Origin of the sequence: Pseudomonas mucidolens (assembly GCF_900106045.1) — a bacterium.
GTDB classification, from domain to species: domain Bacteria; phylum Pseudomonadota; class Gammaproteobacteria; order Pseudomonadales; family Pseudomonadaceae; genus Aquipseudomonas; species Aquipseudomonas mucidolens.
On the sequence record NZ_LT629802.1, the window covers coordinates 5809946 to 5823351 of the forward strand.

At 60.4% G+C, this 13406-nt stretch carries 16 protein-coding genes; 9 read left to right on the forward strand and 7 right to left on the reverse strand.

What is annotated here, in order from left to right:
* Position 1: 1 nt before the first annotated feature.
* Positions 2-664, reverse strand: a complete 663-nt coding sequence (locus tag BLU75_RS26900; RefSeq protein WP_084376519.1) for a YciC family protein — start codon at positions 662-664, stop codon at positions 2-4.
* Between the two features lie 170 nt (positions 665-834).
* On the opposite strand from BLU75_RS26900, the gene BLU75_RS26905 reads away from it, so the two are divergent.
* The 3 genes from BLU75_RS26905 to BLU75_RS26915 all read left to right on the forward strand — a co-directional run bounded on the left by BLU75_RS26905 (position 835) and on the right by BLU75_RS26915 (position 2802).
* Positions 835-1569, forward strand: a complete 735-nt coding sequence (locus tag BLU75_RS26905) for a DUF2076 domain-containing protein (RefSeq protein ID WP_090221601.1) — start codon at positions 835-837, stop codon at positions 1567-1569.
* Between the two features lie 119 nt (positions 1570-1688).
* Positions 1689-2165 carry a LabA-like NYN domain-containing protein gene (locus BLU75_RS26910; protein WP_090221602.1) on the forward strand — a complete coding sequence of 159 codons (477 nt, stop codon included), beginning with the start codon at positions 1689-1691 and terminating at the stop codon, positions 2163-2165.
* A 25-nt stretch (positions 2166-2190) separates the two neighbouring features.
* Positions 2191-2802 (forward strand): 3'-5' exonuclease, encoded by a 612-nt coding sequence (locus BLU75_RS26915; protein ID WP_084376453.1) that lies wholly within the window; start codon positions 2191-2193, stop codon positions 2800-2802.
* 204 nt (positions 2803-3006) lie between these two features.
* Here the strand turns inward: BLU75_RS26915 and BLU75_RS26920 are convergent, their stop codons facing one another.
* A complete protein-coding gene (locus BLU75_RS26920) occupies positions 3007-3315 on the reverse strand; it encodes a DUF6124 family protein (protein ID WP_084376452.1) in 309 nt (102 codons plus the stop codon).
* Between the two features lie 333 nt (positions 3316-3648).
* Between BLU75_RS26920 and BLU75_RS26925 the strand changes: the two genes are divergently transcribed.
* Positions 3649-3915, forward strand: coding sequence for an acyl carrier protein (locus tag BLU75_RS26925; protein ID WP_084376451.1), 267 nt, complete (start codon positions 3649-3651; stop codon positions 3913-3915).
* 42 nt (positions 3916-3957) lie between these two features.
* Here the strand turns inward: BLU75_RS26925 and BLU75_RS26930 are convergent, their stop codons facing one another.
* A complete protein-coding gene (locus BLU75_RS26930; RefSeq protein ID WP_084376518.1) occupies positions 3958-4419 on the reverse strand; it encodes an Lrp/AsnC family transcriptional regulator in 462 nt (153 codons plus the stop codon).
* A gap of 159 nt (positions 4420-4578) precedes the next feature.
* On the opposite strand from BLU75_RS26930, the gene yedA reads away from it, so the two are divergent.
* Positions 4579-5475, forward strand: a complete 897-nt coding sequence (yedA, locus tag BLU75_RS26935) for a drug/metabolite exporter YedA (protein ID WP_084376450.1) — start codon at positions 4579-4581, stop codon at positions 5473-5475.
* 48 nt (positions 5476-5523) lie between these two features.
* Positions 5524-6858, forward strand: a complete 1335-nt coding sequence (locus tag BLU75_RS26940; protein WP_084376449.1) for a DEAD/DEAH box helicase — start codon at positions 5524-5526, stop codon at positions 6856-6858.
* A gap of 40 nt (positions 6859-6898) precedes the next feature.
* Here BLU75_RS26940 and BLU75_RS26945 read toward each other — a convergent pair whose 3' ends face one another.
* From BLU75_RS26945 to BLU75_RS26960, 4 genes are all read right to left on the reverse strand, one after another.
* Positions 6899-8053 carry an MFS transporter gene (locus tag BLU75_RS26945; protein WP_084376448.1) on the reverse strand — a complete coding sequence of 385 codons (1155 nt, stop codon included), beginning with the start codon at positions 8051-8053 and terminating at the stop codon, positions 6899-6901.
* On the reverse strand, positions 8050-8598 hold the full coding sequence (locus tag BLU75_RS26950) for a TetR/AcrR family transcriptional regulator (RefSeq protein ID WP_084376447.1): 549 nt from the start codon (positions 8596-8598) through the stop codon (positions 8050-8052). Before BLU75_RS26950 ends, BLU75_RS26945 begins: the two co-directional genes overlap by 4 nt.
* 144 nt (positions 8599-8742) lie before the next feature.
* Entirely contained in the window at positions 8743-9981 is a 1239-nt protein-coding gene (locus tag BLU75_RS26955) for a TIGR03862 family flavoprotein (protein ID WP_084376446.1), read from the reverse strand.
* A gap of 171 nt (positions 9982-10152) precedes the next feature.
* Positions 10153-11073 carry a histone deacetylase family protein gene (locus BLU75_RS26960; protein ID WP_084376445.1) on the reverse strand — a complete coding sequence of 307 codons (921 nt, stop codon included), beginning with the start codon at positions 11071-11073 and terminating at the stop codon, positions 10153-10155.
* Positions 11074-11149: 76 nt separating this feature from the next.
* Here BLU75_RS26960 and BLU75_RS26965 point away from each other — a divergent pair, with 76 nt between their 5' ends.
* The 3 genes from BLU75_RS26965 to BLU75_RS26975 all read left to right on the forward strand — a co-directional run bounded on the left by BLU75_RS26965 (position 11150) and on the right by BLU75_RS26975 (position 13251).
* Entirely contained in the window at positions 11150-11719 is a 570-nt protein-coding gene (locus tag BLU75_RS26965; protein ID WP_084376444.1) for a GNAT family N-acetyltransferase, read from the forward strand.
* Between the two features lie 78 nt (positions 11720-11797).
* Positions 11798-12667 (forward strand): acyl-CoA thioesterase II, encoded by an 870-nt coding sequence (tesB, locus tag BLU75_RS26970; RefSeq protein ID WP_084376443.1) that lies wholly within the window; start codon positions 11798-11800, stop codon positions 12665-12667.
* Positions 12664-13251 carry an HAD family hydrolase gene (locus BLU75_RS26975; protein ID WP_084376442.1) on the forward strand — a complete coding sequence of 196 codons (588 nt, stop codon included), beginning with the start codon at positions 12664-12666 and terminating at the stop codon, positions 13249-13251. Before tesB ends, BLU75_RS26975 begins: the two co-directional genes overlap by 4 nt.
* Positions 13252-13406 lie beyond the last annotated feature (155 nt).

Consider the following 13406-nt stretch of genomic DNA (forward strand, 5'->3'; position numbering starts at 1 on the left):
GTCATTGTGCGTCGGCATCACTGGCGATCAGCATGAACAAACGGAACAGCACTACGCTGGTAAACAGCTGCAGGAAGCTGTGGGCGCTATTGATCAGGACCGCCAGCAGCGGGTTTTCCAGGTCGGGCCAGGCCGCGACGCTGGCGCCCTTGAGCAACCACAACGGGGTCATCACGCACAACAGGCAAACCAGGATGCGCAGAAAATGCCCGCGAGTCAGACGGAAGCTTTCCTTCATGGCCGTCAGCGCCGGCATGCCGCGCAGTACCAGCAGGTATTCGGCAAAGGCCAGCGTCACCATCAGCCAGAGCCCCGGCAGGAAGTACAACGACAGACCCAAGAGAATCAGCAACGTGCTCATGGCCGTCAGCAGGGCAAAGCGTGGCCACAGGGCCAGCGACATGGCCAGCACCTCCATAGTGCGAGGCGACTCGCCACGGCTGCGGGCGTCGAGGAACAGGATCAGTGCTGCGGTGTACAGCGGGTATACCAGTAGCCCGACGATCACGCTGTAGCCGGCAAACGCATCTTCGCCCAGCGAATGTTCGAGCACCTGTTGCAGGATCGCCTCGAAAATCACCAGCGGCAGGCATAACTGCACGATGGCGCCCAAGTTGCGCTGGAAAAAGTAGAAGGAGTCGCGCAGAACGTTCAACGGATTCATCAAGATCATCACAGGCCGAAAAAGCAGGTGCACACTTTAACCGATCACCCACAAACGTAAACCTTGGGTAAAGACCATTGAAAGCCTGGTCGCCAGCCCCATTACTTGAAACCTGCCTTGCCCGTTCCGGGCGGGGCGCGGATTTCTACCGGCAATCTAACGAGGTCGCCATGAACAGCGAAGAGCAAACCCTGATCGATGGACTGTTTTCACGGTTGCAGCAAGCCGAAACGGACTCAGGCCCCCGCGACGCCCAGGCGCAAGCGCGGATCAAGGAACACATGACTCGTCAACCCGACGCCGGGTATTTCATGACCCAGGCGATCTTGGTGCAGGAAGCTGCTATCCAGAGCCTGGATGCGCAGAACAAGCAGCAGGCACAACAGATCCAGCAGTTGCAGGATGCACTGCAACGCAGCAAAGCCCCGACGCCGCCGGCCTCGAGCAGCGGCGGATTTTTGTCGAGTATCTTTGGCGGCGGTTCCCGCGACTCGCAACCTTCGCCCAATGTGCCGTCCTCGTCGGGCGGTGGTTGGCGTGAACCCGCGCGCCCTGGGTTTAACAGCCAGCCTGCGCCGCAACAGAATTACCCGCAACCTCAGCCACAGGCAGCGCCCATGGGCGGAGGCTTTCTCGGCGGCGCACTGAAAACCGCTGCCGGTGTGGCCGGTGGTGTGATGCTGGCCCAAGGTATCAGCAGCCTGTTCAGCCACGGTCAGCAAGCGCAGGTGGTGGAAGAAATCATCCGCGAAGAGCCGGCGCCCGCCAGTGACAGCGGCGGCTGGGGCAATGATGAGCCACGTGTCGCCGACAATGACAGCTACGGCAACGACTCCGACAACTTCGCCGACAGCGGTTATGCCGACGATTCTTCCTTCTTTGGCGACGACGATTCCTTCGTCTGATCCACGCTGAACCGGGGCGCGCTGTGCCCCGGTCTGATTTTTCTCGAAAACCTGCGCTTGGCTGGCATACTGACGGCCTTTGCGGGCCATTGCGTCCGCCAGTGCCATGAGGATACCCGGTGAAAAAAATTGCAGTGTTCGCCGATGTCCAGAACCTCTACTACACCGTGCGCCAGGCGTATGGCTGCCACTTCAATTATGCGGCGTTGTGGGCGGATATCAGCCAGCGCGGGCAAATTGTCGAGGCGTATGCCTACGCCATCGACCGTGGCGACAGCAAGCAGCAGCAATTCCAGCAGATCCTGCGCAACCTCGGCTTCACCGTGAAGCTCAAGCCTTACATCCAGCGTAGCGATGGCTCGGCCAAAGGTGACTGGGACGTGGGCATCACCATTGACATCATGGATGCCGCCGCGAATGTCGACGAAGTGGTGTTGGCCTCCGGTGATGGCGATTTCGATATGTTGCTCGACCGCATCATCCACAAACATGGGGTCGAAGCCGTGGCTTATGGGGTGCCGGGGTTGACGGCCAATTCGTTGATTCGTGCCGCCAGCCGCTACGTGCCGATCGAGGGCGCGTTGTTGCTCAAATAGTTTTTTAGACGGAGTTGGAACAGGTTTGGAACGTATAGCGGTCATCGACTTTGAAACCACGGGTATCTCGCCGAGCAGCAGTTGCCGGGCCACGGAAATCGCCGTGGTCATCCTCGAGCGAGGCCAGATCGTGGACCGTTATCAGAGCCTGATGAACACAGGCGTGCGGGTGCCGGGTTTTATTGAGCAACTGACCGGCATCAGCAATGCCATGCTGCGCAGCGCGCCACCTGCCGAGCGGGTGATGAACGAGGTCAATGAGTTTGTCGGCACCACGCCGCTGTTGGCCCACAACGCCGCGTTCGACCAGAAGTTCTGGGATTTCGAACTGGGCCTGATCCGCCGTACTCGCCTGCAGAAGTTCGCCTGTTCACTGTTGCTTGCGCGTCGCCTGATGCCCACGGCGCCCAACCACAAACTCGGCACCTTGAACGCTTTTGCACAACTGCCCCACACCGGCAAGGCTCACCGGGCGATGGCGGATGCGGAAATGGCCGCCAACCTGACTGCCCACCTGGCCCAGGAACTGCGCCGCGCCCACGGCCTGCGTGAACTGTCCCATGACTTGCTGTGCAACTTGCAGAAAGTCCCGGCGGCGAAGATCAATGATCATTTGAAGAAACATCGCGGGTTCTGACCCCGGCACAGAACCTTATCTGTGGTGAGGGGGCTTGTCCCCCGTTGGGCTGCGTAGCAGCCCCAAAACCAAACGCTGAATACTGCCTGATACGCTGCAAATCGTCTTTAGGCGGTCTGCTTCGCAGCCCAGCGGGGGACAAGCCCCCTCGCCACAGGATGTGTGGCGAACGTGACCCTTGCGATAAAAAGCTCGTTCGTCACCTCAGCGTGGATTTACGCAGTCCAGCGCCCGATCCACCACTCCCTTCGCCATTTCCACCAAATACATCACTGCTCGCTGCTGTGCATTTACCGGCTCACCCGATGCGTGTGCAGTCTCTATCGCGCAATGCAGCAAATCCGCCGCATGGGCGAGGGCATCTTCGAAGCTCAGGTTGTCATTCAAAATGAAGGTGGGTGCATCCGGGGCGCAGGCTTTGCGGTAGTAGTCAATGGCTCGGCGATTGAGCAGGGCGATTTCACTGAGGAGTTCTGCGTGGATATCAGTTGGAGCGGTGGTTGCTTTGGCCATGATGAATCTCCGGAATCTTTAACGCTCCTTCTCGTAAATTCGGACTTGCACTCCCGGTCATCGAAGGGCCGATGACGCGGAGCACATTAGCGATGGTCGTCAGACAGAGCAAGGTTGGAAAGCTCGCTAGGAAACGTCCCGCAAATGAAAGGGATCGATCTGGCTGGCCACTGAAGCATCTACTCTTTGTGACGGCTTTTACGCTCGTTCTGAACAGTCAGTAGGCTCAGCCCCGTCGGGGTGTCGGACCTTTCTGGTTTTTCGCTTCGCCAACCTAGCGCCATGTGTTGCGACCTAACATTTCGCCTGTCATCTACGTACATGGACTACGTTATGCAGGAAAGTGACCTGACCAGATTGGAGATCAGCGAAAAAGTCATTCAACTGTTTGTCGATATCATCGGCTTTATTGACCGAAGCCAGGTGACGGAGCACACGGATTTCATCCATGACTTTAAAATCATTGATGACGATTTGACGTGTTTTGTCATGCAGATCAAGTGGCAATTCAAACTGTGCGCGACTCAGGAAGATTGGGAGCACATCACTACCATCAAGCAGATTGTCGATTTGATTGCCCTGCGCTCACAGGCGCAGTGAGCCAACCGACGCCACAGCAGGCAAGCCTGCTATGGCGATAGTTCAGCCAGCATTCTTGCCGTTGCGCTCCAGTTGCCCCAATGGCACCCGTCGCTCTATCGCACTCGACAAGATGATCGAGGTCTTGCTGAACCCGAACTTCGCGACCCGATTAATCAGATTCTCCAGCTCCGGCATCGAGCCTACCGCCGCCTGCATGATCACGCAGGGATCGCCGGTCACGCGGTGGCATTCGGTCAGTTCGGGGATTTCGGCCAGGGCTTCGTAGACCTTTTGGTTGCCGTGATTGGTCAGGCGCAGTTCGATCACGCACTGGATCGGCAAGCCGACCTTGGACAGGTCAACCTTGGCCTGGTAACCGGTGATCACGCCGCTGGCTTCCAGCTTGGCCACCCGTTCGGCCACGGCCGGGGCGGAGAGGTTTACGCTACGGGCCAATTGCGCGTAGGTGGCGCGGCCATCCTCCAGCAGAGCGCTGAGGAGCATGCGGTCGTATTTGTCCATGGTAAGGCCCTGCGCGTCGATGGCTTTTGAATACAAGGCTTATAGCCCTGACAAGCATGATTTAAAAAGTGTATGGGCATTTTAAACAGGTTTTGTAACTTATGTTTGCTGACGCGGATTTCTAAAATAGCTATCCCTTGTTCTGCCGCAGAGCTGCCCATGCCTGGCCCCCGTCGCTTTCCCTTACCCTTGATCGCTGCTTTTTTTGCGTTGTATGTCATCTGGGGATCTACCTACCTGGTGATCCGCATCGGCGTCGAATATTGGCCGCCGCTGTTGCTGGCGGGGATCCGCTTCTGTGTGGCAGGCGCGTTGATGTATGGCTACTTGCGTTGGCGCGGTGTGCCGGCGCCGACCTGGCAGCAGTGGAAGGCCGCGGGAAAGATCGGCATTTTGCTGCTGACCTTCGGTAATGGCGCGGTCAGTGTGGCCGAGCACACCGGGGTGACTTCCGGCGTGGCGGCCTTGGCTGTGGCGACGGTGCCGCTGTTTACCTTGCTTTGCGGTTATTTCTGGGGGGCGCGTAATACGCGACTGGAGTGGGCCGGGGTGACCCTGGGGATTATTGGCATTGCCATGCTCAACATGGGTTCCAACCTGCAATCGAGTCCGCTTGGCGCGGCCTTGCTGTTATTCGCCGCCGCGTCCTGGGCCTTTGGCTCGGTGTGGAGCCGCCACCTGCCGCTGCCCCAGGGCGCGATGGCCAGCGCCGCTGAAATGCTGATCGCAGGCGTTGTGCTGCTGATCGGCAGCGCGCTCAAGGGCGAGCACCTGCCCGCCATGCCGCCGCTGGAAGGCTGGCTGGCGCTGGCGTACTTGATCGTATTTGGTTCAATCATCGCCTTCAACGCCTATATGTATCTGCTCAAACATGTTCGCCCGGCGGCGGCCACCAGTTATGCCTACGTCAACCCAGCGGTGGCGGTGTTGCTGGGGATTGTGTTTGTCGGTGAGAGTATCGGCATCGAAGAAGCCCTGGCGATGCTGGTGATCATCAGCGCAGTGTTGCTGATCAGCCTGCCCCAGTGGCGCAAGCCGAAGCTGGAAATAAGGTAAACTGCCGCGCATTGCGACCTTGCGCTGAATTTTTCCTACGGTAAACACATGACTTTCGCCACCCTTGGCCTGATCGAACCCTTGCTGCGCGCCCTTGAGACGCTTGGCTACCAGACCCCGACGCCGGTGCAGGCGCAAGCCATTCCGGCGGTGCTGGCCGGTCGCGACCTGATGGCCGCGGCCCAGACCGGTACCGGCAAGACCGCTGGCTTCGCCGTGCCGCTGCTGCAACTGCTGGCGATGGAAGGGCCGAAAGTCACCGCCAACTCGGTGCGCGCCCTGATCCTGTGCCCAACCCGCGAACTGGCCGAACAGGTTCACGCCAGCGTCGCCGAATACGCGCAAAACCTGCCGCTGAGCACTTACGCGGTGTACGGCGGCGTGAGCATCAACCCGCAGATGATGAAGCTGCGCAAGGGCGTTGACATCCTGGTCGCCACGCCTGGCCGCCTGATCGACCTGTTCCGCCAGAACGCGCTGAAACTCAATCAGCTGCAAACCCTGGTGCTCGATGAAGCCGACCGCATGCTCGACCTGGGTTTCTCCGAAGAGCTGGCGAACATCTACCGCATGCTGCCGAAAAAGCGCCAGACTCTGCTGTTCTCCGCGACCTTCTCCGATGACATCCGCCTGCTGGCCGGGCAGATGCTCAATGATCCGCTGAGCATCGAAGTCAGCCCGCGTAACGTCGCCGCCAACACCGTCAAGCAATGGGTCGTGCCGGTCGACAAGAAGCGCAAGCCGGAGCTGTTTGTACACCTGATGCGTAAGGGCAAGTGGAAGCAGGTACTGGTGTTCGCCAAGACCCGCAACGGCGTGGATGCGCTGGTAGACAAACTCCAGGGCCTGGGGATCAACGCCGACGGCATTCACGGTGACAAGCCGCAGGCGACCCGCCAGCGTGCACTGGATCGTTTCAAGGCCAGCGATGTGCAGATTCTGGTGGCCACCGACGTGGCGGCCCGTGGCCTGGATATTGAGGATTTGCCGTTGGTGGTCAACTTTGACCTGCCGATCGTGGCCGAGGATTACATTCACCGCATCGGCCGTACCGGACGTGCTGGCAATACCGGCGAGGCGATTTCCCTGGTGTGCGCCGATGAAGTGAACATGCTGTCGGCCATCGAGATGCTGACCCGTCAGACATTGACCCGGCACATGGAGCAGGACTTTGAGCCTGAGCACCGGGTACCGGATACCGATGCCAGCGGCCAGGTGGTGAAAAAACCCAAGAAGCCGAAGAAACCCAAGGCGTCCGGTGGCGGCAAACGCAACCTCGGCAAGTGGGTGGAAAGTGGCGAAGTGGCAGTGGCGGAGCCGTCGATCAAGCCGGTGCGCAAAGTGCCGGTGTTTAACACCGGGCCGCGCAAGCGTAAGCCTTGAGTCATGTTGAGCGCGCAAGGGGCCGCTGGCCCCGAGGCGCTCAAGGCACGCAAACCCCTGACTGTTTCAGCGCTTGCGTGGGGCGCAGAAAAATCGCTATACAGGCTGATGCTGCGAATACACCCAGGGCATTGATCACCCCGGTAGCTTCCAGCGTCGCGCCGAACAGCGGGGTGCCGATCGTTTGGCCGAGCGCGATAACGAGAAAGGGTATCCCCAGTCCCAGGTCTGGACGATCCGGGAACAGGTTGATGCCTTGAATCAAATAGGCACCGGTGGACACGATATAAGCCGCGCCGAACAAGCACATGGCGGCGAAGCCAAACGTGGCTGACATCGAGGCCGTAGCCAAGCCTATCGTGCCGATTGCCATTCCTAGCAGCGCAACGCTATGAATTCTGCGTGTACCAAACCGGCTGGTAAGCATGCCGGTTGAGGATCCGCTGATACCGGCCGCGCCGAGTGCGATCCAGGCCCATGCAATGTAAGCATCGGAGAAGCCGAATTCGCCACGCAGGATCTCGGCGCCGAATGTCCAGATCGCGGTGCTCGCCACGCCCATGAGAAAAGCGCTGCTGCAAAGGGCGAAAAGTCCCGGTCTGCGCAACAGTTTGAAGGCGAACCCGTTGACCATCTCGTTATGGGGCCGAGCGGGCATGGCAAACCAGATCCAGACAGTTATGCCCGCCCCCATCAGTGCGTAAAGTGCATAGAGTTCGCGCCATGCGCCGGCTGCGATCAATGCCGCGCCACCCGAAAATACGATGCCGGCGGCGGTGCCGGCGTTGATCAGCGCGTTCGCCTTGGGGCGACCATCACCGTTGAACCGGGCTGCGACCGCGCAGGCCAGAGGAGGCGATGTAAGGCCGGTACTCAGGCCCGCGAGCGCAATGCCAAGACCCAGCGTCAGCCCCGACGATGCGAAGACCACCAGCGCCATCCCTAAGGTCGCCGCCAGGCCCGCGGAAAACGCGAGCAGGCGTGGGGAGAGTTTCCCGGCGCAAATAAACGTCAGGATGATTCCCACGCAGTACGCCGCGAAAGCGCTGCCGCCGATCCAGCCGGCAACGGTCACACCGAGGGACAGTTCCTCGCGGATCAACGGCAGAAGAAGTCCGTAGGAAAATCGTGCGAGACCATAAGAAAGGGCCGTCAGCGCGAACGCGGCGGCGAGCAGATTGAGATTGCGCTTCATGAGTCGCTTGCCCGCATGCTCATAAGGAGCATCAGCGCCGCACGCTTGGCCGGGTCGATCAGCGCAATGTCCGAGACGCTTGCCGCGGCCGTAGCGCCCTCGAACAGCAACCAGATCTGCGCCGAAAGCTCATCGCTTTCACGTCCTAGAGCACTCTGAACGCGCTTTGCAATCTCATCGCGAAATTCATTTTTCCGGCGTTGTACGAGCGCCACGATGTCTTCGTTCGCTTCGCCGTATTCGCTGCGTGCACGCAGCAACATACATCCGTGGGTTCCTCTGGACTCCATCCAGAATCGAAGCGTATCGAAAAGTGAGCCGATCGGGTCGGCGCTCGAGGCTTCGTTTTTCAGTTGGGTGATGAAGCTGAGATGCCTCGTCTCAAGCACCGCCATGACCAAGCCGTCCCGAGATCCGAAGTGTTTGTAGAGCGTGCGAGTTGAGACGCCGGAAGGCGCGATTATGCGATCGACACCGATCCCCCGAAAGCCTTCCGCGTCAAACACGCGAGCGGCACTCGCGATTATTTCAGTTCGTTTGTCCATGGCTTGAGTGTAAAACGATCTTTTTACATGTCAAGCAGACGTATCGGTAGCTGATGCACATCAGGCTCTGCCAGGGTGTCTTGAGTCGCATGGTGCGGGTCCGCGCTGGCGGTGAAGGTTCGGCTGGATTGCCTGGCAGTGGCCTTATTCGCGCCGCTTCAACCATTCCAATACCCCACGCCCGGCGGCTCGCCCGCTGGCAAAACACCCCGTCAGCAAGTAGCCGCCGGTCGGTGCCTCCCAGTCGAGCATTTCCCCGGCGCAGAATACGCCCGGCATTTGCTTGAGCATCAAGCGGTCATCCAGCGCTTCAAACGGCACGCCGCCAGCGGTGCTGATGGCTTCGTCCAGCGGGCGGGGTTTCACCAGCGTCAGCGGTAGCGCCTTGATATCGGCGGCCAATTGCAGCGGATCGCTGAAGTGCCCGGCGGGCGCCAGCTCTCGCAATAGTGCGGCTTTTACCCCATCCAATCCCAACTGGCTGTGCAGATGCTTGCTCATCGAGCGTGAACCGCGCGGCTTGGCGAGCGCTGCCTGGACTTTTTGCAACGGTTTGCCTGGCAGCAGGTCGAGATGCACTGTCGCTGAACCGTCGCGGTTGATCGCTTCACGAATCGGCGCCGACAGCGCGTAGACCAGACTGCCTTCGATGCCCGTGGCGGTGAGCACGCATTCGCCGAGGCGCGGCGTGTCATCCGCCAAGCCGATGGCAATATTTTTCAGCGGTGCGCCAGCGAATTTGCTGACTATCAGGTCGCTCCAGGCCGACACCTCGAAGCCGCAGTTGCTGGGTTGCAGCGGTGCGTAGGGCACACCTTGGTCTTCCAGCCGCTTGAGCCAGGCACCGTCCGACCCCAGTCGCGCCCAACTGCCGCCGCCCAGCGCCAGCACCACCGCAGCCGCCCGCAGGCTTTTGTCGCCTTCGGGGCTGTGGATAAGCAGGCTGCCGTCAGCATTCCAGCCTTGCCAGCGATGGCGGGTGTGGATAACTACGCCTTGCTCGCGCAGGCGCTTGAGCCAGGCGCGTAATAACGGCGCGGCTTTCATGTCGCTAGGAAATACTCGCCCGGAGCTGCCGATAAAGGTTTCGATGCCCAAACTGTGAATCCATTCGCACAACGCCTCGGCACCAAACTGGCGCAGCAGCGGTGCGATATTCGGCGCTCGTTCGGCATAGCGCGACAAGAATGCCGGGTAAGGTTCGGAGTGGGTGATATTCATGCCGCCCACGCCCGCCAGCAGGAACTTGCGCCCCACCGACGGCATGCCGTCATACAGATCCACGTGCACCCCGGCCTGGCTCAATACTTCGGCGGCCATCAGGCCGGCGGGGCCGCCGCCAATAATCGTCACGTGATGGGGCTGGGCTTGGATCTGAGGCATGGCGTTGACTGCGGTCGGTGAAATAGGCCGAGCATTCTACCCGAGGACGCTGCACATGCCTGATCAAAAAACGTACAGTGTCCTGCAAGCTATATGGCACCCCGCTTACAGAGCCTTTCACTCAGGTTATCCACAGGCCGTTCCACAGTCATTGTGGGTAACCCCCACAATTCAGTGACAACCTGATGACGTCCAGACTCGTTGTGCGCTGTGGTGCAAGATGCCGTGGCGACGAGCCAGGGCCTGGCGATCCTTGCTGTAGCCACCGCCGATAACGCCGACCACCGGGATGTCGCGGCCCAGGCAATGGCGCATCACGCTTTCGTCACGGGCGGCAACGCCGGCGTCAGTCAGCTTGAGGTAGCCGAGGGCGTCGTCCTGATGCACATCGACACCGGCGTCGTACAGCACCAGATCCGGCTGATACAGCGGCAGCAGATAGCTGAGGGCATCGTCCACCACCTTGAGGTAATCGGCATCGCCCATGCCCATGGGCAGCGGGATATCCCAGTCGCTCTTGGCCTTGCGGGCGGGAAAGTTCTTTTCGCAGTGCAGGGACACGGTAATAGCCTCCGGTGTGTCGTGGAGGATGCGTGCGGTACCGTCGCCTTGATGCACGTCGCAATCAAAAATCAACACGCGGTGCACCCGACCGCTTTGCAACAGGTAATGGCTGATCACCGCCAGATCATTGAAAATGCAGAATCCCGCCGGGTAGTCGTAATGCGCGTGGTGGGTACCGCCCGCCAGATGACAGGCCAGCCCGTGTTCCAGCGCCTGTTCGGCGGCCAACAGTGAACCGCCCACCGCCCGTACGGTACGCCGGGCGAGGGCTTCGCTCCATGGCAGGCCGAGGCGCCGTTGGTCTTCGCGGGACAACTCGCCACTCAGGTAACGTTCGATATAACCGGGTTCATGGGCCAGGGCGAGAATCTCGCTGGGGCACAGCTCTGGGCGCAGCAATTGGCTATCCAGGGTCAGGCCGCTGTCCACCAGGTGATCGCGCAGCAGGCGGAACTTATCCATGGGAAAGCGGTGGTCCGCCGGGAACGCGGGACTGTAGTCGTCGTGGTAGATCAATGGCAAAGGCATGGCGATTTCTGACGGGAACCAACGAAGGATCTTAACAGCGCTGTACACTCACGCACATGTCAGGGGAGGGGGAATCATGGAGCCGATACTGGAACTGGAAAGCGCACGGCTGGTGATGCGCCAATGGCGCGATAGCGATCTTCCGACGTTTGCCGACATGTGCGCGGACCCGCAGGTGATGCGTTATTTTCCGGCCCACTTGAGTCGGTTGGAAAGCGCCGCGTTGATCGGGCGCATTCGTGGTCATTTCGCCGAGTTTGGTTTTGGGTTGTGGGCCCTGCAGCGCAAGGACAGCGGCGCGTTTATCGGGCTGACCGGGCTGATGAACGTTGGCTTTGACGCAGCCTTCACCCCGGCGGTCGAGATCGGCTGGCGTCTGGCTCGCGAACATTGGGGCCTGGGGTATGCCAGCGAAGCGGCGTGGACGGCCCTGCGCTGTGGGTTTGACCGGTTGCAGCTGGATGAGGTGGTAGCCTTCACTGCCCAGACCAACCAGCCGTCACAGAAAGTCATGCAGGCCATCGGCATGCATTACGATCCGGCGTCGGATTTTGCACACCCCAAGCTCGCGGCGGACGATCCGCTGCGCCATCATGTGTTGTATCGCATCACCCGCGGCCAATGGTTGGATACGCTGCATGGATAAGCAGACCGCCCGATGCCCGATAATATCGCCCGCCGCAGCCAAGACTGCGCGGTACTGCTTTGTGTGAGGAGAGTTTGAATGAGCCAAGTGTTGGAAGATTTGGTCGACTTGCTGACCCTGGAACCGATCGAGGAAAATCTCTTTCGTGGTCGCAGCCAGGACCTGGGCTTTCGCCAACTGTTCGGCGGTCAGGTGTTGGGGCAATCGCTGTCGGCGGCCAGCCAGACCGTTGAGGAGGCGCGGCATGTGCATTCGTTGCACGGTTACTTCCTGCGCCCTGGCGACGCCGCGCTGCCGGTGGTCTATCAGGTGGACCGGGTACGCGACGGCGGCAGTTTCAGCACGCGGCGGGTCACGGCGATCCAGAAGGGCAACCCGATCTTCACCTGCAGCGCATCGTTTCAGTACGATGAAATAGGGTTTGAGCACCAGACCACCATGCCAGTGGTGGTGGGGCCGGAGAACCTGCCGTCGGAGCTGGAACTGACTCGCCAGCGCGCGCACCTGATTCCTGAGCACATGCGCGACAAATTGCTTTGCCCCAAGCCGATTGAAGTGCGGCCGGTGACCGAGAAGGACCCGTACAACCCGCAGCCTGCGGATCCGGTCAAATATGTGTGGTTCCGCGCCGACGGTGCCCTGGCCGACTTGCCTGCCTTGCATAAATACCTGCTGGCCTACGCCTCGGACTTCGGTTTGCTGACCACCTCGTTGCTGCCCCATGGCAAGACGGTCTGGCAGAAAGACATGCAAGTGGCCAGCCTCGACCATGCCTTGTGGTTCCACGCCGACCTGCGTGCCGACGACTGGTTGCTCTATGCCATGGACAGCCCGTGGGCCGGCAATTCCCGTGGGTTCTCCCGTGGCAGCGTGTACAACCGCGCGGGTCAGTTGGTGGCGTCGGTGACCCAGGAAGGGTTGATTCGCCATCGCAAGGATTGGGCATGAGCCTGAAGCACGTTAAACACTGGGTGTTCGACATGGACGGCACGCTGACGGTCGCGGTCCATGACTTTGCGGCGATTCGCGTGGCGCTGGATATTCCGGCGACCGACGACATCCTCACGCATCTGGCAGCGTTGCCGGCGGACATCGCGGCAGCCAAGCATGCATGGCTGCTGGAGCATGAGCGCGAGCTGGCCCTCGGCTCAAGGCCGGCCGCAGGTGCGGTGGCGTTGGTGCGGGCGCTGGCTGAGCGCGGTTGCCGCCTGGGCATCCTGACCCGCAACGCTCGGGAACTGGCCCACGTGACGCTGCAAGCGATTGGCTTGGCGGACTGTTTTGCGGTGGAGGATGTGCTGGGGCGTGATGATGCGCCCCCCAAGCCGGATCCCGGTGGCCTGTTGAAACTGGCCCAAGCCTGGGACGTGCCACCCGCTGAGATGGTGATGGTCGGTGATTATCGTTTTGACCTGGACTGCGGCCGCGCGGCGGGGACCAGGACGGTCCTGGTCAACCTGCCCGAGAATCCATGGCCGGAGCTGGCAGATTGGCATGCCGAGGATTGCGCGGCGTTGCAACGGCTTATCTGATACAACGCAAGTTTCAGTACCGAATTATCCCGTAGATAGCGTCTGAACCTCACCGAGCAAGCGCAAGGTGCGAACCCTCCCGCAGCAGTTGGCCCGGTAAGCTCAAGACGGTCTTTAAGGACGCTATGGGAACAATGGCGTCCTGGCAGTAATCC

What these genes read in the sequence shown, in the direction of transcription:
- BLU75_RS26900 (WP_084376519.1), bottom strand. Translation starts at nt 664, where the DNA reads ATGAATCCGTTGAACGTTCTGCGCGACTCCTTCTACTTTTTCCAGCGC.
- yedA (WP_084376450.1), top strand. Translation starts at nt 4,579, where the DNA reads ATGCCTGGCCCCCGTCGCTTTCCCTTACCCTTGATCGCTGCTTTTTTT.
- BLU75_RS26975 (WP_084376442.1), top strand. Translation starts at nt 12,664, where the DNA reads ATGAGCCTGAAGCACGTTAAACACTGGGTGTTCGACATGGACGGCACG.
- BLU75_RS26925 (WP_084376451.1), top strand. Translation starts at nt 3,649, where the DNA reads ATGCAGGAAAGTGACCTGACCAGATTGGAGATCAGCGAAAAAGTCATT.
- BLU75_RS26905 (WP_090221601.1), top strand. Translation starts at nt 835, where the DNA reads ATGAACAGCGAAGAGCAAACCCTGATCGATGGACTGTTTTCACGGTTG.
- BLU75_RS26940 (WP_084376449.1), top strand. Translation starts at nt 5,524, where the DNA reads ATGACTTTCGCCACCCTTGGCCTGATCGAACCCTTGCTGCGCGCCCTT.
- BLU75_RS26950 (WP_084376447.1), bottom strand. Translation starts at nt 8,598, where the DNA reads ATGGACAAACGAACTGAAATAATCGCGAGTGCCGCTCGCGTGTTTGAC.
- BLU75_RS26960 (WP_084376445.1), bottom strand. Translation starts at nt 11,073, where the DNA reads ATGCCTTTGCCATTGATCTACCACGACGACTACAGTCCCGCGTTCCCG.
- BLU75_RS26965 (WP_084376444.1), top strand. Translation starts at nt 11,150, where the DNA reads ATGGAGCCGATACTGGAACTGGAAAGCGCACGGCTGGTGATGCGCCAA.
- tesB (WP_084376443.1), top strand. Translation starts at nt 11,798, where the DNA reads ATGAGCCAAGTGTTGGAAGATTTGGTCGACTTGCTGACCCTGGAACCG.
- BLU75_RS26945 (WP_084376448.1), bottom strand. Translation starts at nt 8,053, where the DNA reads ATGAAGCGCAATCTCAATCTGCTCGCCGCCGCGTTCGCGCTGACGGCC.
- BLU75_RS26955 (WP_084376446.1), bottom strand. Translation starts at nt 9,981, where the DNA reads ATGCCTCAGATCCAAGCCCAGCCCCATCACGTGACGATTATTGGCGGC.
- BLU75_RS26930 (WP_084376518.1), bottom strand. Translation starts at nt 4,419, where the DNA reads ATGGACAAATACGACCGCATGCTCCTCAGCGCTCTGCTGGAGGATGGC.
- BLU75_RS26920 (WP_084376452.1), bottom strand. Translation starts at nt 3,315, where the DNA reads ATGGCCAAAGCAACCACCGCTCCAACTGATATCCACGCAGAACTCCTC.